General features: G+C 72.4%; 7 protein-coding genes and 1 pseudogene. All 8 read right to left on the bottom strand.

Annotated elements, in window-relative coordinates:
• Positions 1 to 167 precede the first annotated feature (167 nt).
• On the bottom strand, positions 168 to 2,006 hold the full coding sequence (locus tag ACFRCG_RS04160) for a dipeptide ABC transporter ATP-binding protein (protein WP_380028557.1): 1,839 nt from the start codon (positions 2,004 to 2,006) through the stop codon (positions 168 to 170).
• Positions 1,996 to 2,880 carry an ABC transporter permease gene (locus ACFRCG_RS04155; protein WP_380028555.1) on the bottom strand — a complete coding sequence of 295 codons (885 nt, stop codon included), beginning with the start codon at positions 2,878 to 2,880 and terminating at the stop codon, positions 1,996 to 1,998. Before ACFRCG_RS04155 ends, ACFRCG_RS04160 begins: the two co-directional genes overlap by 11 nt.
• An 88-nt stretch (positions 2,881 to 2,968) precedes the next feature.
• Positions 2,969 to 4,198, bottom strand: coding sequence for an amidohydrolase family protein (locus ACFRCG_RS04150; RefSeq protein WP_380028553.1), 1,230 nt, complete (start codon positions 4,196 to 4,198; stop codon positions 2,969 to 2,971).
• Positions 4,195 to 5,130: an ABC transporter permease gene (locus tag ACFRCG_RS04145; protein WP_380028551.1), complete on the bottom strand. Its 936-nt coding sequence runs from the start codon at positions 5,128 to 5,130 to the stop codon at positions 4,195 to 4,197. Before ACFRCG_RS04145 ends, ACFRCG_RS04150 begins: the two co-directional genes overlap by 4 nt.
• Positions 5,127 to 6,764: an ABC transporter substrate-binding protein gene (locus ACFRCG_RS04140; protein WP_380028549.1), complete on the bottom strand. Its 1,638-nt coding sequence runs from the start codon at positions 6,762 to 6,764 to the stop codon at positions 5,127 to 5,129. Before ACFRCG_RS04140 ends, ACFRCG_RS04145 begins: the two co-directional genes overlap by 4 nt.
• 117 nt (positions 6,765 to 6,881) lie before the next feature.
• Positions 6,882 to 11,444: a beta-ketoacyl synthase N-terminal-like domain-containing protein gene (locus tag ACFRCG_RS04135; RefSeq protein WP_380028789.1), complete on the bottom strand. Its 4,563-nt coding sequence runs from the start codon at positions 11,442 to 11,444 to the stop codon at positions 6,882 to 6,884.
• A 2-nt stretch (positions 11,445 to 11,446) separates the two neighbouring features.
• Positions 11,447 to 12,562, bottom strand: coding sequence for an alpha/beta fold hydrolase (locus tag ACFRCG_RS04130; protein ID WP_380028547.1), 1,116 nt, complete (start codon positions 12,560 to 12,562; stop codon positions 11,447 to 11,449).
• 79 nt (positions 12,563 to 12,641) lie between these two features.
• Positions 12,642 to 24,410 (bottom strand): annotated as a pseudogene (locus ACFRCG_RS04125) (SDR family NAD(P)-dependent oxidoreductase); the annotation flags it as partial.
• Positions 24,411 to 24,427 lie beyond the last annotated feature (17 nt).

Here is a 24,427-nt window from a genome sequence, read left to right as displayed (position 1 = left end):
CACACCTACCCGCACGGCTCTCCCGAGTGTCCGGCCCCTACGGTTCCCCGTGCCGTGGGGCCGGACACTCGTCGTTCGTCCGAACTCCCGCCGCGGACACGGCAAACGGCCGCCGCGGTGCAACTTCCGCGACGGCCGTCGACGGGCGCGGGGCACGCGCCCCGGTTTCACGTGGCGGAGTCGGCCAACGGCTCGGCCCGGGCGAACGCGTCACCGACCCTGGGCAACGCGGCGAGCAGCGACCGGGTGTACTCGTGCGTCGGCCGGTCGAAGACGTCCCGCGCGGTACCGGTCTCGACCACCTTCCCGTCGTGCATCACCAGCACCCGGTCGCTGAGATGGCGGATCACCCCCAGATCGTGCGAGATGAACAGCAGCGCCACCCCCAACTCCTGCCGGAGGTCGCCCAGCAGGTCCAGAATCTGGGCCTGGACCGACACGTCCAGGGCCGAGACCGGTTCGTCGCACACGATCACGTCCGGCTCCGAGGCCAACGCCCGTGCGATGGCGACCCGTTGGCGCTGCCCGCCGGACAGTCGTCGGGGCCGGGCGTCGGCGAGCGCCGGGTCCAGGCCGACCAGGGTGAGCAGTTCGGCGATTCGGGCACGGTGCCGGCGCACCTCCCGGCGTGAGGTGCCGCCCAAGCCCTCGGCGATCAGCCGCGCGACGGTGTACCGGGGGTCGAAGGAGGCGAGCGGCTCCTGCGGGACGAACTGGATCCGCCGGCGCAGCGGACGGCGATCGCGCTCGCGCCGGTGCGACCACGGACTTCCGTGCAGGGTGACCTGCCCCTCGTCCGGTTCGAGCAGGCCCAGTACCAGTTGCGCGGTGGTGCTCTTGCCGGAGCCCGACTCGCCGACGATGCCCAGCGTCTCGCCCGCGCCCAGGGTGAACGAGACGTCGTCCACCGCGAGCCGTCGACTCCGGTCGGGGCCGGGGAAGGACTTCGACAGATGCGCGGCGGCCAGGACCGTCTCCCCGGGCGCGCGCCCCTCGGCCCGCGAGACCCGGTCGGCCGGTGTCCAGGGCGCGTCGAGGCGGCGGCAGCGCGCGGTGTGCGTGTCGCCGATCGACACCGGCACCGGCTCCTCGACCCGGCACGCGTCCTCGGCCAGGGGGCAGCGCGGCGCGTAGTGGCATCCCCGGGCGACCGGAGCGGCGACGTCGGCGCGGTGCTGCCCGGCGGACAACCGGGTGTCCCGGTCCTGCCCGGCCGGGATCGCGGCGAGCAGATGCCGGGTGTACGGGTGGCGCGGGTCGGTCAGCAGTTCGCGGGCGGTGCCCTCCTCGACGAACACCCCGTCGTACATCACCGCGACCCGGTCGGCGAGTCGGGCCACCACGGCCAGGTCGTGGCTGATCAGCAGGATGCCGGTGCCGGCGTCGCGCTTGGCGGCGAGCAGGTCGAGGATCCGCGCCTGCACGCCCACGTCCAGGGCCGTGGTCGGCTCGTCGGCGATCAGGATCGGCGGATCGGCGGCCATCGCGGCGGCGATCAGGGCGCGTTGGCGCAGGCCGCCGGAGAGCTGGTGCGGATACTGCCGGGCCCGCAGCGCCGGTTCCGGGACGCGGGCGCGCTCCAGCAGCTCCACCACGCGCGGTACCGCCTCGGCCCGGCGCAGCAGGTTGTGCACCCGCAGGGTCTCGCCGACCTCGGCGCCGACGGTCCGCACCGGGTCCAGCGCGGACAGCGCGTCCTGCAGCACCAGGCCGACGCGCAGGCCGCGGATCCGGCGCAGCCGCTGTGCCGAGGCGGTGCGCAGGTCCTCGCCGTCCACGCACAGCCGGTCGGCGCGCACCCGCGCGCCCGGACCGGCGAGTCCGACCAGGGAGCGTGCGGTCACGCTCTTGCCCGAGCCGGACTCCCCGACGATCGCCAGCACTTCACCGGCCCGCAGGTCGAAGTCGACACCGCGGACCGCGTCGACCCGACCGCGTCGGCCGCTCGGGAAGAAGACGCGCAGGTCGCGCACACTGAGCAAGGGTTCACCGCGATCAGTTGCCATCGGTGGACCTCCCGTCGAATCGTTGCCGAAGGCTCCGTCCCACCACGTTGATCGCGACGACGGTCACGCTGATCGCCAGCCCGGGAAAGACCGCCGTGGCCCAGGCCGAGCCGAGATAGTCGCGTCCCTCGGAGAGCATCGATCCCCATTCCGAGGACGAGTCCTTCGGTCCCAGGCCCAGGAAGCTGAGCGCGGAGCCCGCGAGGATCGCGGTGCCGATGTTGACGGTCGCCAGGACCAGCAGCGGCGGCATCGTGTTCGGGAGCAGGTGGGTGCGGTAGGCACTCCAACGGCTGCGGCCGAAGACGATCGCCATGCGTACGTAGTCGGCCTCGCGCACCACCAGTGCCTGACCCCGGGCCAGTCGCACGAAGCCCGGCGTGAGCGAACAACTGATCGCCAACATCGCGTTGCCGGTGCCCGGGCCCAGCACGGCCACCAGGACCATGGCCAGGATCAGGCCGGGAAAGGCCAGGAAGACATCGGTGATCCGCATGATCAGCTCGTCGGCGACCCGGCCCGCGGTCGCCGCCACGACCCCCAGGATCGAGCCGGCCGCGACCGCGATGACGGTGGCCCCGACGCCGATCTCCAGGGACGGTCGGGCGCCGTCGACGATGCGGCTGTAGATGTCGCGGCCCAGTTGGTCGGTGCCGAACCAGTGCTCGGCACTGGGGCCCGACAGCGCCTGTACCGGCTCGATGGCGTCCGGTGCCCGCGTGGTCAACAGATCCGGCCACAGCGCCGCGAGGGCGACGAAGGCCAGGACCACACCGGCCACGACGAGGCCGGGTCCGGCCCCGGCCGCGGTGCGCCGACGGGCGGACGGCGGGACCGGAGCGGCTTCGATCGCCGCGATGCCTGCGCCGCTCATCGGCGGTCCATCCCTTCGAGTCCCACGGTGGATCCGGGCTTGCCGCAAACGTGCCGGGCGTGCGCGAGGCGGGCCCGGGTGGGCGCGCTCACGCGGCCTCCGCCGAGGCGCGCGGCGCGGGTACGTGCGGCCGGCCCCGACGCAGGACCAACCGGGGGTCGGCGAGCGTGCCGAAGCCCGTGCGCGGATCGTCGTCGACCACGACCGCGTCCGCGTCCAGGCCGATCGCGATCCGGCCGATCCGGTCGGCCAGGCCCAGCGCGTCCGCCGCGTTCGTGGTGGCCATCTCCAGCACCGCCCGCGGCGGCAGTCCGGCTCGTACGTACCACTCCAGACCCTGCGCGTACGCCTCGAACGGAGCCTGGGCGATGCCCGCGTCGGTGCCCGCGATCAGCCGTACGCCCGCCTCGTACTGGCGGCGCACCAGATCCAGCCACGGGCGCAGGACGTCCGGGCCGAGCCGGCGCTCGACGTCGGTGAGCGTGGCACTGAACGTCGGACACACCGCCACGCCGCGCGCGGCGATCTCCCGGATCAGCCGATCCCGCCGTTCGTGATCCTCGCCCAGGGCCGGTTCCGTGACGAACGAGCAGTGTTCGAGGGTGTGCACCCCCGCCGCCAGCGCCACCTCGATACCCGCGGTGCCGTGCGCGTGCGCGGCCACCCGGCGGCCGAAGCGGGCCGCCTCGGCGACCACCAGCGTCACCTCCTCGACCGAGAACTGCGCCTGCCAGGCGGGCGGTCCGCCCGCCGTCATGCTGCCGCCCGTGCTCATCACCTTGATCACGTCGGCGCCGTCGGCCACGTTGCGCCGCACCCGCTCGCGGATGCGGTCCGCGCCGTCGGCCGCGCCGCCCAGGAACCAGCAGTGTCCGCCGGTCACGGTGATCGGCGGCCCCGCGGTCAGCAGGCGCGGACCCGGCAGCGTGCCCGCCTCGATCGCGTCCCGCAGCCGCGCCGCCAGCCCGCCGCGATCACCCAGATCGCGCGCCGTGGTCACTCCCGCGTCGAGCAACCGCCGGGCCCGGCCCGCCATGTCGAGCAGCAGGTCGCGGTCGTCGGCCGCGCGCAACGCGGCGACGGGGTCCTCGCTCGCGTCGAAGGCGAGGTGGACATGGCAGTCGATCAGACCGGGCAGCAGCGTCGCGCCGGCCAAATCGAGGACGGGAGTGTCGGGCGCGGCCCGCTCCACGACCTCACGGCGCGGGCCCACATCGGCGAACACGCCGTCGCGCACGCGTACCGCGCCGTCCTCGATCACCTCGTCCGCCGGCCCCGTCAACACCAGCGCGGCGGTCAGGATCCGCTCGTCACTCACGTTCGTACCTCCCGTACCCGCGCGTCCACGATCGTGTACAGCCAGTCGGTGCCGATGCTGATCACCGCGAAGACCGCGGCCGAGAGCACCACCACGCCGCTGATCACCGGAAAGTCCCGGCTGTCGACGGCGGTCACCAGGAGTCGGCCCACTCCGGGGCGGTTGAAGACCGTCTCGATGGTCACCGCACCGGTGAGCAGCGTGCCCACGGTCCAGCCGGAGAGGGTGAGCAGCGGGATGAGTGCGTGCCGCAGCGCGTGGCGCAGCCGCACCGTGGTCTCGCCCGCGCCCCGGGCGCGCGAACTCAGCACGAACGGCTCGCGCAGGGCGCGTTCCATCTCCTCCCGCAACACCTGGGTGAACACGCCGACCAGGGTCAGTGCCAGGGTCAGCGCCGGGAGCACGAGTCCGCGCACCCCGGTGCCGCCGACCGCCGGGAAGAGTTGCCAGTGGAAGGAGAAGACGGTCAGCAACAACACCCCGATCCAAAAACCGGGTACCGACGCGAGTACCAGTTCCACCGTCGAGGTCAGCCGGCGCAGCGCCGGCCGGCGGGCCGCGGTGGCCACCGCCACCGGCACCGCGATCACGATCGCCAGGAGGAAGCCCGCGAGCGACAGGGCCACCGTGGACCACACCTGCGAGCGGATCAACTCCGTCACCGTTTCCTGGAGTTGGTACGAGGTACCCAGGTCGCCGCGCGCCAACCGGCCCAGGAACAGCCCGTACTGCTCGTACAGCGGCCGGTCCAGGCCGGTGTCGTGGCGCACCCGCGCGACCAGCTCGGGCGTGCGCCCGCTCTGGCCGAGCATCGCCTGCACCGGGTCGCCGGGCATCAGGTGCATCGCGGCGAACGCCGCCGTGGCCGCGCCCAGGACCACCATCAGGCCGAGCACGATCCGGCGTACCAACCAGGCCAGTCGAGCGCTCATCGTCCCGCCCCCAGCCACGCGTCGTAGAACAGCGGGTAGGCGTCCGGCGCGAAACCGACGTCGTGCAGCTTTTTCGACGTGCCGATCATCGCCTTGGGCACGTAGACCGGCACCGCCAGCGCGTGCGTGCGGATGTACTGCTGGGCCTGCTCGAAGGACTGCCTGCGGGTGGTGCTGTCGTTGTTGGTGGTCGCGTCCCGGAACCACCGGTCCAACTGTGGATCGGCGACCCGGAACAGGTTGCCGCCACCCTTGTCCACGGACTGGTCCGAGGCGAAGAAGTACCGCAGGATGTCCGGTTCGGAGCGCACGAAGCTCATCGCGAACATGTCCAGGCCCTTGCCCGACGCCAGTTGGGTGTTCAGCGCGCCCGGCTCCTCCCGCTCGAAGCGCACGTCGAAGCCGACCTTGCGAGCGTCCGCCGCGATGCCCTGCCCGATGAACTCGCGGCCGTCGCGCGAGAGTTGCTTGGCATATGGCCACACGAGGGTGAGCCGTCGGCCGTCCTTGGTGCGGTAGCCCGCCGCGTCGCGGCCGGTCCACCCGGCCTCGTCGAGCAACCGGTTCGCCAGTTTCGGGTCGTACTTCCACGAGCCCTCGACGTTACGGTCGTAGGCCGGGGTGGTCGGGCCGAGCACGCTCCAGGCCCGGTCGTACTGCCCGAAGTGCAGGGCCTTGATCAACTCGTCCAGATTCAGCGAGCGTTGCAGCGCGATCCGCACCCGCTCGTCCACCAGCGGTCCGCTGCCGCTGTTCAGGAAGATGGTGTACACCGCGCCCGGCGCCGGATGACGCAGCAGCCGCAGCGCCTTGGCCACCGTGGCCGCGTTCACCGTGGGCACCTCGCCGATCGCGTCCACCTGACCGCTCATCAGCGAACCCAGCCGCACCGAGTTCTCCGGCACGAACGAGAAGGTGATGCCCTTGAGTTTCGCCATGCCGGTGTGCTTGGCATCGGGTGGGCCCCAGTTGTAGTCCGGGTTCCGCTTCAGCACGACACTGGTGTTCTTGCGCCACTCGACGAAGCCGAACGGACCCGAACCCACCGGCTTCTGGCACAACCTGCCCGCGTTCTCGCGCATCGACTTGGGCGACTGGATACCGAGATAGGGGGTGCTCAGCGCCTGGAGGAACGGACTGCTGGGGTGGGACAGACGCACCTCGATCACCAGCGGATCCACGATCGTGGCACCGGCGTAGGCGCCGACCAGACTGGCCGCGTAGAAGGACTTGGCCTTCGGATCCACCGCGTGGTCGAGGGTGGCCTTGACGGCAGCCGCGTCCAGCGGCGTGCCGTCCTGGAACCGCACGCCCGGGCGCAGTCGGAAGGTGTACGTGGTCCGGTCCTCGGAGATCGTCCAACTCTCGGCCAGCCAGGGACGGAAGGTGCCGTCCTCGCTCGCGCTGACGAGGGAGTCGAAGATGTTCCGATCGATCAGGGCGTCCACGTCGCGCCCGCCGACCTGCGGATCCAGGCATTCGGGTTCGGTCGCGGTCGCGTAGCGCAGCGTCTTGCCGGCGCCCGCGACCGCGCCGCTCTCCTCCCGCGTGCCGGCGCAGGAGGAGAGGGCGAGACACAGACACGTCAGCGCGCAGATCATCCGCAACGTGCCGGTCAATCCAGGTGATCGCATCCGTGAGTCGATGGTCGTGCCTCCTCGCCCGGGGGCCCGCCGGACTGTGGTGGGGGCGGGCGAGGACGACTCTCACGGGGTGCGCTTAAAGGATCCTTAACGCCGGGTTTACCGGTTTCAGGCGGCCGTACGGCCGGCGAGTTCGGCCCGCAGATAACGTCCGAACGCGGCCGGGGAAGGATGGTCGTAGGGCGCGGTCGCGGGCAGGTCCAGGCCGGTGGCGGCGCTGAGTTGGTTGCGCAGTTGCAGCGCCGTGAACGAGGACATGCCCAGATCGAGCAGGCTCGCCGTCGGGTCCACCGCCGCCGGCGAGTCGTGGCCCAGGATGGCGGCCGCATGCTCGGTGATCAGATCCGTGAGCACCTTCTCCTCCTCGTCCGCGGACAGCGCCGCCAACCGCTCGCGCAGCCGCTCGGCGGCATCCGGATCCACCACCGAGGCGAGCACGGGCGCGGGGCCCGGGCGGGACCCGGCGACCTCCGGCAGATCGCGCACCAGCGCACCGGGCGAGGCGAGCGCCGACCACGGCACGTCGGCGACCACCAACGACACGTCGCCGTCCGTCGAGGCCGCGGTGCCGAACAGGACCGGGAAGACCAGATCCGCCACGACCGCGTGCTCCGCGTCGCGCGCCCCGAACTCGTGCGTGCTCTCCCTCCACGGCCCCCAGCACGCCGCGACCGCGGGCAGACCGGCGGCCCGCCGCCGCCGGGCCAGGGAGTCGAACAGGGCGGGAACGGCCGTGTCGGCCGCCGGAGCCGGGGCCGGCAGCGCCGCCGCGCCCGGCGAGATCAGGACGAAGGAGGCCGGCCCGCCATCGCGCGTCAAGGCGTCGAGCACCGCGGCCGAAGCCGCCTCGCGCACGGTCGCGGCCACGCAGACGAGCAGCGTGAGCGGACGGTCGGCCGACCCGGCGGCCACCAACGCGGCGAGCGCGTCCGCGTCGTCGAGGTCGCAGTCCACGACCGTGACCGCGTCCGGCAGGTCCCGGGCCACGGCCCGGGCGCCGGGACCTGCCAGCACCACCCGCTCGCGGCCGTCGCGCGCGAGCCGACGCGCCGCGGCCAGGGCCAGCGGGTCGGTACCGACGACCAGCGCCGCCCCCTCGGCCGACGCCTCGCCCGCCTCGACCGCCGTGTGCCACCAGCGACGCACGAAGACGCCGTCGGCGCGCACCGCGACCTCGTTCTCCGCACCGGGTTCGGCCAGCAGCGCCGCGAGCCGCCCGGCGGCCCGCTCGTCCACCACCTCGCCCATGTCCACCAGACCCCCGCCGCGCAGCCGATCCCGCAGCCCCCACAACACCGCGTCGGCCGGCCGCAGCGGCGGATCGGCCGGCCCGACCGACACCGCGCCGCGCGTGGCCACCCACACCGGCGCCCCGACCCCCTCCGCGTGCAACGCCGCCAACAACGCGAGGGTGCGCTCCGCGGCGGCGCCGAACTCGGCCGACCCGGTCGCGAACCACAGCACCCCGTCGATGCCCGCCGCGTCCGGCACCGCCCGCGCCACCGCGTCCGCGACATCGCCGCCGGGCGCGAGCAGCACCCGCGACACCCGGCGCAGCCCTGCCGACGACAGCGCCGCGATGTCGGCGACCGCGCCCGCGTCACCCTCCTCGGCCACCGCCAACCAACGCCCCGACGACGGTGATTCGCCGCTCTCCTCGCTCTCGCCCGGCAACGGCTTCCATCCCGAGCGATACCACCACCGCCGGCTGCGGCGCAGCGTCGACAACGCGGGCAACAACTCGCGCAACGCCCGCTCCTGCGCGCCGCGCAGGCCCAGCTCGGCCGCGGACACGGCGACGTCCCCCTCCTCGACCGCCGCCCAGAACCGGGCCTCGGCACCACCGGTGCGCTGTTCGGGCGCGGCCTGCCCGACCGTCTGCTCCAACCAGTAGCGGCTGCGCTGGAACGCGTAGGTGGGCAGCGAAACCTCGCGCCCGCCCCCCGCCGGCGCGACGTCGGCGAACCAGCGTCGCCAGTCCACCGCGACACCTCGGATGTGCGCCTGCGCCAGCGCCCCCGCCACCGTCGCCGGCTCCGACCGGTCCCGCCGCAACAACGGGGCGACCACCGCCGCGTCGCGCTCCGCGGCCAAGGACTCCTGAGCCATCGGGGTGAGCGTCGCGTCGGGTCCCAACTCCAGATAGGTACCGACGCCCTGCCCACTCAACCAGCGCACCCCCTCGTGGAAACGCACCGTGCCGCGCACATGGCGGACCCAGTACTCCGGCGAGGCCAACTCCCGCGCGGTGGCCGGTACTCCCGTCTCGTTCGAGACGATCGGCAACCTCGGCGCGGCGAACCGGAGCCCGCGGGCCACCTCGCGGAAGTCGGCCAGCATGGCGTCCATGTGCGGCGAGTGGAAGGCGTGGCTGACCCGCAACGTGCGCGCCTTGTGCCCGAGATGCCGCCAGCGCGCGGCCACCGCCGCGACCGCGTCCGCGTCCCCGGAGATCACCGTCGACGTCGGCCCGTTCACCGCCGCGATCGCCACCCGCTCCTCGTAGCCCGCCAGCAGCGGCGAGACATCGCGCTCGCCCGCCCGCAACGAGGCCATCGCCCCGTCACCGGGCAGCGCCTGCATCAACCGACCGCGCGCGGCGACGAGCGCGCACGCGTCGGGCAGCGTCAGCACCCCCGCGGCGTGTGCGGCGGCCAACTCGCCGATCGAGTGACCGATCAGGTAGTCGGGCCCGACCCCGTAGTGCTCCAGAAGCCGGAACAGCGCGATCTCCACCGCGAACAAAGCCGCCTGGGTATACCCGGTGCGATCCAACAGCGCCGCGTCGGCCGATCCGGCCTCGGCCGCCAAAAGACTCGCCAACGGCCGGTCCAGGTGCCGGTCCAACTCCGCGCACACCTCGTCCAGGGCCGTGCGAAAGGCCGGGAACACCGAGCCCAGTTCGGCGCCCATTCCGGCCCGCTGGCTGCCCTGGCCGGTGAACATGAACGCGGTGGACCCGCGCGCCGCCCGACCCACGAGCAGCCCGGGCGCCACGCCGCCGTCGGCCAGCACGGCCAACGCCCGCAGCCGGCCCGCCGCGTCCGGCGCGACCACCGCCGCACGATGCTCGAAGGCGGTCCGGGTGGTGGCCAGCGCCCTGCCCACGTCCACGGCGCCCGGCTGCGGCTCGGTCGAGACCGCCGCGTGCAGCCGGCGCGCCTGATCCCGCAACGCCTGCGCGCTCCGGGCCGACAACAGCCACGGCGCCGGCCCCTCCGGCGCGTGTGCCCGCGACCCGTCCTCGCCCGACGGGGTGGCCGGGGTGGCCGAAGTGTCCGGCGGGGCCTGTTCGAGCACCAGATGCGCGTTCGTCCCGCTGATCCCGAACGAGGACACCGCCGCCCGGCGCGGCCGCTCCAGCGCCGGCCACGGCACCTCCCGCGCCAGCAGCGACACGGCCCCCGCGTCCCAGTCGATGTGCGGCGAGGGCTCGTCCACGTGCAGCGTGCGCGGCAGCACACCGTGCCGCAGCGCCTGCACCATCTTGATCACGCCCGCCACCCCGGCCGCCGCCTGGGTGTGGCCGATGTTCGACTTGATCGAGCCCAGCCACACCGGCCGCCCCTCGGGGCGGTCCCGACCGTAGGTGGCGATGATCGCCTGCGCCTCCACCGGGTCGCCCAGCGACGTCCCGGTGCCGTGCGCCTCCACCACGTCCACCTCGGCCGGCGACAACCGCGCGTTGGCCAACGCCTGCCGGATCAGCCGCTCCTGCGCCGGACCGTTGGGCGCCGACAGGCCGTTGCTCGCCCCGTCCTGATTGACCGCCGAGCCGCGCAGCAGCGCCAGTACCGGATGCCCGTTGCGCCGCGCGTCACCGAGGCGCTCCAACAGCACGAGCCCGACGCCCTCGGCGAATCCGGTGCCGTCCGCCGCCCCGAACGACTTGCACCGGCCGTCCGCCGACAACCCTCGCTGCCGGCTGAACTCCACGAACAGCGCGGGCGTGGCCATCAGGGTCACCCCGCCGGCCAGTGCCAGCGAGCAATCGCCGTGTCGCAGTGCCTGCGCCGCGACGTGCAGACTCACCAGCGACGACGAACAGGCGGTGTCGACGGTCACCGCCGGCCCCTGGAGCCCGAGGGAGTAGGCCACGCGCCCGGACGCGACGCTGCCGGCGCTGCCATTGCCCACCAACCCCTCGAACTCCGCCGGCATCCGGTGCAGCCGCGAGGCGTAGTCGTCGTACATCACCCCGACGAACACCCCGGTCGGAGTCTCCCGCAACGTCGTCGGGTCGATCCCCGCGCGCTCGAACGTCTCCCACGCCACCTCCAACAACTGCCGCTGCTGCGGATCGGTGGCCAGTGCCTCGCGCGGGCTGATCCCGAAGAACCCCGCGTCGAAGCGGTCGGCGTCGTACAGGAACCCACCCTGCCGGGTGTACGCGGTACCGGGATGGTCCGGGTCCGGGTGATAGAGCGCATCCAGGTCCCAGCCCCGGTTGTCGGGGAACCACCCGATCGCGTCCCGCCCGTCGGCGACCAGTCGCCACAGGTCCTCCGGATCGCGCACGCCCCCCGGGTAGCGGCAGCCCATCGCCACGATCGCGATCGGCTCCTCGGCCCGGGCCTCCAGATCGCGCAGCCGCTGCTGCGCGCGACTCAACTTGGCGGTCACCCGCTTGAGATACTCGACGAGCCTGGCCTCGTCCGGTGTGTTCGCCACCATCAGCCGTTCACCCTTTCCGCGACCCTGCCCTGCTCCTTGAAGCGGTTGCGTGTGCGCGCCACGCGCCACAGCGTGCCGAGCACGGCGCGTTGCGGGCCTCGCCGACCGCTCATCCGGAGCAGGTTCAGCAGGATCCACAACCGCGTCTCGACCACGTGGTCCGGCGAGCCGTGCACGTCGTCGTTGCCGATCAGCGTGAGCCGCCGGACGTGCTCGCGGACCGCCTCCGCGTCACCGGGCGGGATGATCTCGTCACGCAGACTGGTCATGTAGGCGACCGGAATGTCCAGGGCCGCCAACTCGTCCTTGCCCAGGCCCCATTCGCTCATGTGCGCACCCACCTCGTCGGGCGCGACCCGGGCCAGGTGGGCCAGGGTGTCCCGGGTCACCCGCGGCACCTGTCGTCGCCACGCCGTGTCGGAGAAGAAGTGCTCGATCGGCGCCCCGGCGGTGATCACGCCCTTGATCCGGTCGTCGTGCGTCGCCGCACGCAACGCGAGATGCCCGCTGAAGCTCAACGCCACCGCGTACACCGACTCCACCGGCGTGTGCCGGGCCACCGCGTCCAGCACCGAGGGGAACATCCGCCAACTGTCCGCGTCGTAGCGCAGCCCGTTCTCGCCCACGCCGGGCATCTCGGTGACCACACCGGCCATTCCGAGCCGCTTCGCCTGGGCCAGGACCGGGGCCCACTGCTCCTTGACACTGACGATTCCGCCCGTGACCAACAGGATCGGACGAGCCCTGGTCGGCGACAGATTGGCCGTCCAGCAGCGCAACGACCCGTGCGGCGATTCCACGTGCAACGGCTCGATGTCGCCCTGGGCCCGGCGCCACAGGTCGAACGCGGCCACACAACGATCGAGGGCGTGCTGCCGGGCCGGCCCGTCCACGAACGGGAAGCGGGCCATGTTGTAGTGCCGACAGGCGTCGAGCGGACGGCCCTTCGCCTCCAACTCCCGCGCCGCGTCGCTCCATGCCCGGACCCACGAGCCCTCGGTGTCGCCGCGGTCGTGGGTCACGTTCGCGACGATCTCGCGATAGCGCGCGGTCGGGATGTTCTGGGACCTGGCGTGGATCTCCACGAATTGCTTCAGCTCGTCGATGTCGTTCATGCGGGACGCCTTCCGGCGGGCGATGGATGGGCGGCTGCGGTGGCGGGCACGGGGCTCGCGAGCTCGCGGGGGTGGCGCTTCACAGCGCACCGAACTGCCGGTCGATGAGATCGAGGATGCCCGCGGCGGATGCCGTCTCGATCTCGGTGTCGAGGTCCGGCGCCCGCGGGTCGGTGACGTCGTGCGCGTCGTCCAGGCTGCGGAGAATCTCCCGCAGCCGGGCGACGGCCTCGCCGCGCGTACGGTCCTCGGCGGTCAACCCGGCCACCGCCGCGTGGAACCGGTCGAGGTCGGCGAGGAGTGCCGGCGTGGCGCCGTCGTCGTCCGGTCCCTCGGCCAGACGCTCGTCCAGGAATCGGGCCACCGCGAACGGGGTCGCGTGGTCGAAGACGAGTGTGGCCGGCAGGCGCAGCCCGGTGGCGGCGCCGAGCCGGTTGCGCAGCTCCACCGCCGTCATCGAGTCGAACCCGAGGTCCTTGAACTGACGGTCGTCGATCTCCTCGTGCCCGCCGCCCCCGCGACCCGACACGCTCGCGACCGTGTCCCGGACCAGGTCGAGCAGCGCCTTCCGGCGCTCCTCGGGCGGGAGTTCGGCATAGGCGCGGCGCCTCGGCGCGGGTTGCGCGACGGTGCGTCGGCGCAGGTCGATCACGGTGAGGGCGGGCAGGGGTGCGGCCAGCGCGGAACTCAGCAGGGTGAGTGCGTGTGGCGTCGCCAAGGGGACGACGCCCTGGTCTCGGTGGCGTTCGTGGTCGAGGGCGGTGAGTGCGGCGGTGAGGTTGCTGGTCTGCTGCCAGGGACCCCACGCGAGGCTGGTGCCGGGCAGGCCCCGTGCGTGGCGATGGTGGGCGAGGGCGTCCAGGAAGGTGTTGGCCGCCGCGTAGTTGGCCTGCCCGGGGCTGCCGAACGTGGCCGCCGCCGAGGAGTACAGGATCAGAGCGGGGGCGGGGGTGAGCCGCGCGCCGAGGGTGTGCAGGTGCCAGGCGGCGTCGATCTTCGGGGGCAGCACGATGTCGAGGTGCCGCGACGTCTGGTTGGTGAGCGCGGCGTCGGCGAGGGTGCCGGCGGCGTGGAAGATCGCGGTGAGCGGGTGGGCCGGGTCGATGCCGTCGAACAGCTCCGCCATTCGCGAGGGATCGCTCGCGTCCGCTCGCACGACGGTGACCTCGGCGCCCAGTTCCCCGAGTTCGGCGACGATGGTGTCGGTTTCGGGGGTGCCACCGGTGCGGCCGGCCAGCACCAGGTGCCTGGCGCCGTGACGGGTGATCAGGTGACGTGCCGTCAGCAACCCGAGGGTGCCGGTGCCACCGGTGATCAGGACGGTCCCTTCGGGGTCGATCGTGAGGGACGAGTGTTCCTCTCCCGCGGTGCCGGCCGGGGCGTAGGCGGTCAACGTCGGTGCTAGCAGGCGCTCCGCCCGGACGGCCAGTTCGGGTTCCGCCGCCGTGACGGCGGACGCCAGGGCATGCGGCGCGCGCGGGCCGCCGTCGCCATCGACGTCCACCATCCCGAAGCTGCCCGGATGTTCGCTGTGCGCCGAACGGAGCAAGCCCCACAGCGGTGCGTGCGCCAGGTTGTCCAGCCGCTCGTCCGGCCCGGTGGCCACGGCATCGCGGGTGACGAACACCAGGCGCGAGTGCTCGTACGCGGGCCGGGCCGGCCACTCCCGCGTCAACGCGAGTGCCCGCTCCACGGCATACCGCGCTGCCTGCGGTACGTCCATGCCCGATGCCTCCTCGGCGGTCGGGCCGACCGCCGGCCCGTCCGCTGGCACCAGGACGACGGCCGGCACCGGGGCGCCGGCGCGGATCGCCGCGTCCAGCGCGTCGAGGTGCGGATGGGCGACGACGTCGTGTCCGGCGGCGGCCAGGGCCGTCGCGAGCCAGTGACCGGGTTCCGCGAGCACGACCGGATTCGCGTGCTCCGCCGCGGAGTTGCCGCCGTCGTACGGTTCCCACCGCACCACGTGCAGGCCCTTCGCGGGGCGGTGGTCGAGCGCGGCGAGTTGTTCCGGGCCGATCACCCGGGTCGTCAGCGTCTCGATGCCGAGGAGATGCGCGCCGTCGAGGTCGGTCACGGTCACGGTGAACGTGTTCGATCCGGTGCGGCTCAGTCGTGCCCTCACGACGGTGCCCGCCCCCGACGTGTGGCGCACGCCGCCGAACGCGAACGGCAGATGCAGGTCGCGGCCGTCGGCGAAGACGGCCGCCAACGGTTGGAACGCGGCGTCGAGGAGGGCGGGGTGGATGGTGTGGCCGGTCGGGTCGGCGTCGTCCGGCAGGCGGATCTCGGCGTAGAGGTCGTCGCCGTCGCGCCACAGGGCGGTCAGCCCCTGGAAGAGCGGTCCGTACCGGTAGCCCTGGCGGGCGAAGTCCGCGTATCGGTCGCGCAGATCCACGGGCGTGGCCCCGACCGGGGGCCATGCGCCGCCCATCGTCCGGTCGGCCGTGGCCCGGCCGCCGGCCGGCGCGACGGTGGCGCCGGCGTGCCGGGTCCAGGCGCCGGGCACGGTGTCGGGGTCCGCCGACTCGGGCCGCGAGTGGATGGCCAGTGTGCGGTGCCCGGACTCGTCCGGGGCGCCGACGGACAGTTGCAGGTGTATCGCCTGCTGCTCGAAGAGCGCCAACGGAGCGTGCAGGACCAGGTCCTCCAGATCGTGCCGGCCGTCGAGCAGCCCGATCGTGTGCAGGGCGAGGTCGAGGAAGGCGGCTCCGGGGAGCAGGACGGTGTCGTGTACGGCGTGGTCGGCGAGCCAGGGGTGGGTGGCCAGGGACAGCCGGCCGGTCAGGACCACTCCGTCCTCGTCCGCCAGTTCCACGGCGGCGCCCAGCAGCGGGTGCGGCGAGGCGAGTTGCCCCAGACCGCCGGCGTCGGCCCGGGCGTGGCCGGCTTCGACCCAATAGGTCTCGGGCCGGAAGGGATAGGTCGGCACGTCCGGCGCGAGCGCCGCGGTCGAGGGCGGCCACTCGGGGAGCAGTCCGGTGGCGAACGCGCGGGCGAGTGCGGTGTGTACCCGTGCGGGGGTGTCTTCGTCGCGGGTCAGGGTGCCCTGCACGGTGGCGGGCACCGGTCCGCCCTTCGCGCTGTTCGTGTCCTCGGCGGTGTTCTCGTCGATGATCTCGAGGATGGCCGCGGTCAGCACCGGATGTGGGCTGGTCTCGATGAAGTGCGTGTATCCGTCGCGTAGTTGCGCTTCGACGGTTTCTTGGAAGCGGACGGTGGTGCGGAGGTTGGTGTACCAGTACTCGGGGGTGAGGTGGGTGCCGTCGATGGGTGTGGTGGTGACGGTGGAGTAGAGGGGGATGGTGGTGGGTCGGGGGGTGATGGGGGTGAGGTCGGTGAGGATTTGTTGGTGGAGTGGTTCGACGTGGGGGCTGTGTGAGGCGTAGGTGACGGGGATGCGGCGGTGGCGGATGTCGTGGGTTTCGCAGTGTGCCTGGAGTTGGTCGAGTGTTTGGTGGTTTCCGGAGACGACGGTGGAGTGGGGGCCGTTGAGGGCGGCGATGGTGAGGTGGGGGTGGTGGGTGAGGAGTTGTCGGGTGGTGTGTGGGGGTTGGGCGATGGAGAGCATGCCGCCGTGGGTGGTGAGGGTGGTGATGGCTTGGGAGCGCAGGGCGATGATGCGGGCGGAGTCTTCGAGGGTGAGGGCTCCGGCGATGTGGGCGGCGGCGATTTCGCCTTGGGAGTGGCCGATGACGGCGTCGGGGTGGATGCCGTGGTGTTCCCATAGGCGGGCGAGGCTGATCATCATGGCCCACAGGGCGGGTTGTACGACGTCGACGCGGTCGAGGGAGGGGGCCTGGTCGGTTGCGGTGACGACGTCGATGAGGTTCCAGTCGACGTAGGGCGCGAGAGCGTCGGCGCAGGCGTTGAGGTGTTCGGCGAACACCGGTGACGTATCCAGGAGTCGGGCGCCCATGCCGACCCATTGCGCGCCCTGGCCCGGGAACACGAACACGGTCTTGCCCGGACGGGCGACGTCGCGGTCGAGGGCGGGGTGGGACGCGTCGTCGGCCAGGGCGTCGAGCGCGGCCACGAGTTCGTCGCGGTCGTCGGTGACGATCGTCGCACGATGCTCGAATACGGAACGTGTACGCAGGGCCCCGGCGAGCGCGGCCGGCGTCGTCTCGGGGCGCTCGACGAGGTGGGTGCGCAGGCGTTCGGCGTGTGCGTGCAGGGCGTGCTCGTCCTTGGCGGAGAGTGTGATCACGGCCGGGCCGGGCGGGTTGTCGGGGTCGGTGGTGTCGGTCGGGGTGGGGTCGCCCTGTTCGAGGACGAGGTGGGCGTTGGTGCCGCTGATCCCGAACGAGGACACCGCGGCGCGTCGCGGCCGGTCGGGGATGCGCGGCCACGGCCGGGCCTCGGTGAGCAGGGAGACGGCGCCGGTGTCCCAGTCGACGTGCGGTGTCGGCTCGTCCACGTGCAGCGTCGCGGGCAACGTCTCGTGCCGCAGGGCCTGGACCATCTTGATCACACCGGCGATCCCGGCCGCGGCCTGGGTGTGCCCGATGTTCGACTTCACCGACCCCAACCACAACGGCCGCTCGGGGTCGCGGTGTTGCCCGTAGGTGGCCAACAACGCCTGCGCCTCGATCGGATCGCCGAGCGTGGTGCCCGTCCCGTGCGCCTCCACCACGTCGACCTGATCGGCCGTCAATCCGGCGTTGGTCAAGGCGCTGCGGATCACCCGCTGCTGCGACGGCCCGTTCGGCGCCGTCAAACCGTTGCTGGCACCGTCCTGGTTGATCGCCGAACCCCTGATCACGGCGAGTACGGTGTGGCCGTTGTCGCGGGCCCGGCTCAGTGGTTCGAGCAGGACCAGGCCGACGCCTTCGGCGAGTGCGAACCCGTCGGCGTCGGCGGCGAAGGGCTTGCAGCGGCCGTCCGGAGCCAGGCCGCGCTGGCGGCTGAACTCCAGGAACGGGGTCGGGGTCGACATGACGGTGACGCCGCCGGCCAACGCGAGGTCGCATTCGCCGTTGCGCAGCGCCTGGCTCGCGAGATGGATCGCCACCAGCGACGACGAGCAGGCGGTGTCGACGGTGATCGCCGGACCCTCCAGACCCAACGTGTACGCGATGCGCCCGGACGCCACGCTGGTCGTGGTGCCGGTGGCCAGGTAGCCCTCCAGGTTGCGCGCGTGGTGGGGCGCCGGGTTGTCCGCGTAGTTCTGTGCCACGACACCGGTGAAGACCCCGGTGTTGCGCACGGCCGGTGCGGCGGGATCGAGGCGGGCGTTCTCGAAGGTTTCCCACGCCGTTTCGAGGAGCAGGCGCTGCTGCGGGTCCATGGCCGCCGCCTCGCGCGGCGAGATCCCGAAGAAGACGGCGTCGAAGTCGCCCGCGTCGTGCAGGAAACCGCCCTCCCGGGCGTAGGTGTGGCCGGTGGCGTCCGGGTCCGGGTCGTGCAGTCGGGCGGTGTCCCAACCCCGGTTCTCCGGGAGGGCGCTGATCGCGTCCGCCCCGTCGGTGATCAGCCGCCAGAGGTCCGCCGGCCCCCGCACGTCGCCCGGGAAACGGCACCCCATGCCGACGATTGCGATCGGCTCCTCGCTCCCACCGGTGACGACGTCGGCGCTCGGTGTCGGTGCGGACGCAGGCGCGGCCGTGGTTGCCGTCGGCTCGGCGTCGGCGAGTTGTGTGCGCAGGAATGCCGCGAGCCGAGCGGGGGTGGGGTGGTCGAAGACGAGGCTGCTGGGGAGGCGCAGTCCGGTCGCGTTGTTGACCAGATTGCGCAGTTCGACGGCCGTCAGCGAGTCGAACCCGAGGTCCTTGAACGGCCGATCCGCGTCGACCGCCTCCGGCGTGGCGTGTCCGAGGATCTGTGCCACCTGGGTGCGAACGAGTTCCAGCAGCGTTCGCGTTTGCTCCGCCTCGGAGAGTCCGACGAGCTTCGCGGTCGGGGTGGCGGTACGAGCCGGGGTCCGCGTACCGCGCTCGCTCCGGTGCCGCCCGAGGTTGATCGGGGCGAGTGTGGGATGTGGCGTGCCCAGTGCGGTGTCGAGGAGGCCGAGCGCGTGCGGCGTGGTCAGCGGGGTGATGCCGTGGGCCCGGTGGCGCTGATGGTCGGCCGCACCGAGCCCGGCGGTGAGGTTGCTCGTCTCCTGCCAGGGACCCCAGGCGAGGCTGACGGTGGGGTGTCCCTGGGAGTGGCGGTGGTGGGCGAGGGCGTCCAGGAAGGCGTTCGCCGCCGCGTAGTTGGCCTGACCCGCGCTGCCGAGCGTCGCGGCGGCGGAGGAGTAGAGCACAAGGGTGGGTGCCGGTCGAAGGTGCCTGGTCCCCTCGTGCAGGTGCCACGCGGCGTCGATCTTGGGTGGCAGGACGGTGTCGAGGTGTTCGGTCGTTTGGTTGCCGAGGGTGGCGTCGGCGAGGGTGCCGGCGGTGTGGATGATCGCGGTGAGTGGGTGGTTCGGGTTGATGGAGGCGAGGAGGGTGTCGGTGTGTTGGGGGTTGGTGGCGTCGGTTGGGGTGATGGTGACGTGGGCGCCGAGTTCGGTGAGTTCGGTGTGTAGTGCCTGGGTTTGCGGGGTGTTGCCGGATCGGTTGGTGAGGATGAGGTGGCGGGCGCCGTGGTGGGTGACGAGGTGGCGTGCGGTGAGTGCGCCGAGGGTGCCGGTGCCGCCGGTGATCAGGATCGTGCCGTCGGGGTCGATGCCTCGGGGGAGGGTGAGTGTGAGTTTCCCGGTGTGATGTCCCTGGGAGAGGTGTCGCAGGGCCTGGGGAGCGTGTGTGACGTGCCAACCGGTCGTCGGCAGCGGCCGTAGGGAGCCGTTGGCGAACAGCCGGGCCAGTACCGTGAAGATCCGGCCGATCCGGTCGAATCCCGCGTCGGTCAGATCGAACGCCTGATACTCGACCCCGGGATGCCGCGCCGCGACCTCCGCGCCGTCTCGGATGTCGGCCTTGCCCATGTCGATGAACCGACCGCCGCGAGGCAGCAACCGCAGTGTGGTGTCCGTGTGTTCGTCGGCGAGCGAATGCAGGACCACGTCCAGACCCGCCCCGTCGGTGGCGGTGAGGAACCGATCGGCGTAGTCGTGGGTACGGGAGTCCGCCACGCGGTCGGCCGGATGGCCCAGCTCGGCCAGCACCTCGTGCTTGCTCCGGCTCGCCGTCGCGTAGACCTCGGCGCCGACATATCGGGCGAGTTGGCCGGCGGCCTGGCCCACGCCGCCGGTGGCGGTGTGGATGAGCAACCGCTCGCCGCGACGCAGGGCCGCCAGGTCGTGCAGCGCGTGGTATGCCGTGGCGAACGCGACGGGGACGCCCGCCGCCTGCGCGTCCGACCAGTCGTCCGGTACCGGCATGAGCAGTCGATGATCGGTGATCGTCACCGACGCGGTGCCGTGTTCCAGAAGACCCATGACCCGATCACCGGGGCGCACGTTCGTCACATCCGGCCCGACTTCGAGCACCGTGCCGGCGCCCTCGCCGCCCACGTGCGGACGCTCCCCGGGGTACAGCCCGAGCGTGATCAGGGTGTCTCGGAAGTTGAGGCCGACCGCCGCCGGGGCCAAACGCACTTCACCGGGACCCAGCGGACGGGTCAACTCGGGCGCGGGCACGAGCGCGAGCCCGTCGAAACCGCCCGGACGGGGTACTTCCAGCCGCCACGGGGTCGGGCCCGACGGAACCGCCAACGGTGATGTGTGTCGGACGAGTCGGGGTGCGAGTATCTGCCGGTGCCGGATCGCGAGCTGGGGTTGCCCGTCGGTCGCGCCGGCGGCGATCGCGGCGGCCAGCAGGCCGGGGTCGGCGTGCGGGTCGGTGTCCACGATGGCGAACAGGTCGGGGTGCTCGGCCTGCGCGCTCCGGAGCAGCCCCCACAGCGGTGCCTGCGCCAGGTTGGTCAGCGGATCGCCGTGGTGGGTGGGTACGGCCCGACTGGTGATGACGACCAGCCGACCGGAGGAGGTGCGCGAGTCGTCGACCGCGAGCCGGTCCTGAAGCCGGCGCAGTATCAGCGCCGTGGTCCGGAACGCGGCGGCGGGCAGCGCTGGTTCGTGCGGGACGGCCCGCGGCGCGGCGAGGAGGAGGGTGCCGGCGCCCGCCCGGAGTGCCGAGGGCAGGTCGGGGTGTGCGGGCAGATCGAGCGCGGCGAGGGCGGGAATCGCCCGGATGTCTTCGGGGGTGCCCAGGACCGCCCACCCCGCGGTGTCCGGGGGAGAATCGGCCCTCGTGGGGTAGGGGTGCCAGTCGAGTCGGTGCAGCGACTCGTTCGATCGGGCCGTCGAGATCGCGAGCTGCGCACGGTTGATCGGCCTGGTCGTGACCGTGGCGACGGTCGCGATGCGGCGCCCGGCGTCGTCGGTCAGGGTGATGGCGTGCTCGTGGTCACCCGTGGCGGTGATGTGCGCGTGCGCGTGCGTACCGCGCACGAAGTCGGGGGACAGCCGGATCCCACCGAAGGTGAACGGCAGCCGGATCTCCTCGGCGCCGGCCTCGGCGAGCAGCAACGGGTGCAGTGCCGCGTCGAGGAGGGCGGGGTGGATGGCGTGGCCGTTCGGGTCGGCGGCATCCGGCAGGCGGACTTCCGCGTACCAACCCGCGTCGTCGCGCGCCAGTGTCGTCAGCCCCTGGAAGGTCGGCCCGTAGTGGTACCCCTGCTCGGCGAAGTCCGCGTAGGCGTTGCCGATGTCCACGGCGACGGCGCCCGCCGGACGACGCTCGGTCGAGGGCGCCGGGTCGATCCAGGAATCGGTGGCCAGCGTGGCGGTGGCGTGTCGGGTCCAGGCCGCCGATGGGCTGTCGGATCGGTCGGAAACGGTGGGGTCGCCGGAGCCGACCGGTTCGGGACGCGAGTACACGGACAGGGCCCGGCGTTGGTGTTCGTCCGGAGCGCCGACGCTGATCTGGAGGTGGACCGCGTGGTGCTCGGGCAGCGGTAACGGGGCTTCCAGGGTGAGTTCCTCGATCGTCGAGCATCCGGTGAGGCCGGCGGCGTGCAGGGCGAGGTCTAGGAAGGCGGTGCCGGGGAGGAGGACGGTGTCGTGCACGGCGTGGTCGGCGAGCCAGGCGTGGGTGGCCAGGGACAACCGCCCGGTGAGCAACAGCGCTGCCCCGTCGGCCAGTTCCATGCTCGCGTCGAGGAGGGGATGGGTCGCGGCGCGCTGCCCGGAGCCGGCCGTGTGCTCGTGTCGTGCCGAGGCGAGCCAGAAGGTCTCGTGCCGGAACGGGTATGTGGGCAGCTCGTCTCGGGGCTGGGGCGCGGCCGGCCGGGTGGGGGTGCGTCCGGCCACAAAGGCGTTTGCGAGAGCCGTGTGCCACCGGTGCGGGTCGCCGTGGTCGCGGCGGAGGGTGGCGACGGTGCGTGCGCGGACGCTCCGCTCGTGGATGGTGTCCTCGATCGGTGTGGTCAACACCGGGTGTGGGCTGGTCTCGATGAAGAGGGTGTGTTCGTCGGTGAGGAGGGCTTCGACGGTTTCCTGGAAGCGGACGGTGGTGCGGAGGTTGGTGTACCAGTACTCGGGGGTGAGGTGGGTGCCGTCGATGGGTGTGGCGGTGACGGTGGAGTAGAGCGGGACGGTGGTGGATTGGGGGGTGATGGGGGCGAGGTCGGTGAGGATCTGTTGACGGAGTGGTTCGACGTCCGGGCTGTGCGAGGCGTAGGTGACCGGAATGCGACGCGCGTGGATGTCGTGGGTTTCGCAGTGTGCCTGGAGTTGGTCGAGTGTTTGGTGGTTTCCGGAGACGACGGTGGAGTGGGGGCCGTTGAGGGCGGCGATGGTGAGGTGGGGGTGGTGGGTGAGGAGTTGTCGGGTGGTGTGTGGGGGTTGGGCGATGGAGAGCATGCCGCCGTGGGTGGTGAGGGTGGCGATGGCTTGGGAGCGGAGGGTGATGATGCGGGCGGAGTCGTGGAGGGTGAGGGCTCCGGCGATGTGGGCGGCGGCGATTTCGCCTTGGGAGTGGCCGATGACGGCGTCGGGGCGGATGCCGTGGTGTTCCCATAGGCGGGCGAGGCTGATCATCATGGCCCACAGGGCGGGTTGTACGACGTCGACGCGGTCGAGGGAGGGGGCCTGGTCTGCTGCGGTGACGACGTCGATGAGGTTCCAGTCGACGTAGGGCGCGAGAGCGTCGGCGCAGGCGTTGAGGTGTTCGGCGAACACGGGTGAGGTGTCCAGGAGTTCGCGGGCCATGCCGGGCCATTGCGAGCCCTGACCGGGAAAGACGAACACGGTCTTACCGGGACGGGCGATGTCGCGTTCGAGGGCGGGATGGGACGCGTCGTCGTCGGCCAGGGCGTCGAGTGCGGCCGTGAGTTCGTCGCGGTCGTGGGTGACGATGGCGGCGCGGTGTGGGAACGCGGCGCGGGTGGCGAGGCCGGCGGCGACGCGGGCGGGGGTCAGGCCCGGGTGTGTGTCCAGGTGGGCGCGCAGGCGTTCGGCGTGCGCGCGCAGGGCGTGCTCGTCCTTCGCGGACAGCGTGACCATGGCCGGGCCCGGCGGGTCATCGCGGTCGCTGTCCTGCGGGGTCGGGTCGCCCTGTTCGAGGACGAGGTGGGCGTTGGTGCCGCTGATCCCGAACGAGGACACCGCGGCGCGTCGCGGCCGGTCCGGGGTACGCGGCCACGGCCGGGCCTCCGTCAACAACGAGACCGCGCCGGTGTCCCAGTCGACGTGCGGCGTCGGCTCGTCCACGTGCAACGTCGCCGGCAACACCTCGTGCCGCAACGCTTGGACCATCTTGATCACACCGGCGATCCCGGCCGCGGCCTGGGTGTGCCCGATGTTCGACTTCACCGACCCCAACCACAACGGCCGCCCGGGATCGCGGTGTTGTCCATACGTGGCCAACAACGCCTGCGCCTCGATCGGATCCCCCAACGCCGTCCCGGTCCCGTGCGCCTCCACCACGTCGATGTCGCCGAGTACCAATTGCGCGCTGTCGAGCGCCTGGCGGATCACCCGCTCCTGGGAGGGCCCGTTCGGCGCGGTGAGTCGACTGCTGGCACCGTCCTGGTTGACGGCCGAACCCCTGATCACGGCGAGTACGGTGTGGCCGTTGTCGCGGGCCCGGCTCAGTGGTTCGAGCAGGACCAGGCCGACACCCTCGGCCAGCGCGAACCCGTCGGCGTCGGCGGCGAAGGGCTTGCAGCGGCCGTCCGGGGCCAGACCGCGCTGGCGGCTGAACTCCAGGAACGGGGTGGGCGTCGACATGACGGTGACGCCGCCGGCCAACGCGAGGTCGCATTCGCCGTTGCGCAGCGCCTGGCTCGCGAGATGGATCGCCACCAGCGACGACGAGCAGGCGGTGTCGACGGTGATCGCCGGACCCTCCAGACCCAGCGTGTACGCGACCCGCCCGGACGCCACACTCGTGGTCGTGCCGGTGGCCAGGTAGCCGCCGAGGCCGCGGGCGTCCCGGAGGGCGACATTCGACCCGTAATCCTGCGCGATCACGCCGGTGAAGACGCCGGTGCCGCTGTTGCGCAGCGTGGTCGGGTCGATGTGGGCGCTTTCCAGCGTCTCCCACGCGGTCTCCAGGAGCAGCCGCTGCTGCGGGTCCATGGCCGCCGCCTCGCGCGGCGAGATCCCGAAGAAGCCCGCGTCGAAGTCCCCCGCGTCGTGCAGGAAACCGCCCTCCCGGGCGTAGGTGCGACCGTCGGCTTCCGGGTCGGGATCGTACAGGTCCTCCAGGCGCCAACCCCGGGTGCCCGGATCGGCCGTGATGGCGTCGGTGCCTGCGGTGACCAGGTGCCAGAGGTCTGCCGGATCGCGTACGCCGCCCGGGAAACGACAGCCCATACCGACGATCGCGATCGGCTCGTGGCGCTGCGTCTCGACCCGGTGCAGCCGGTCGCGCGTCTGCTTCAGGTCGAGCGTCACGAGCTTGAGATAGTCGCGGAGCTTGTCTTCGTTCGCCA

Source organism: Embleya sp. NPDC056575, from assembly GCF_042793325.1.
GTDB lineage: Bacteria > Actinomycetota > Actinomycetes > Streptomycetales > Streptomycetaceae > Embleya.
Note: the sequence above shows the minus strand (reverse complement) of the source record. Positions and strands in the feature narration are given on the sequence as shown.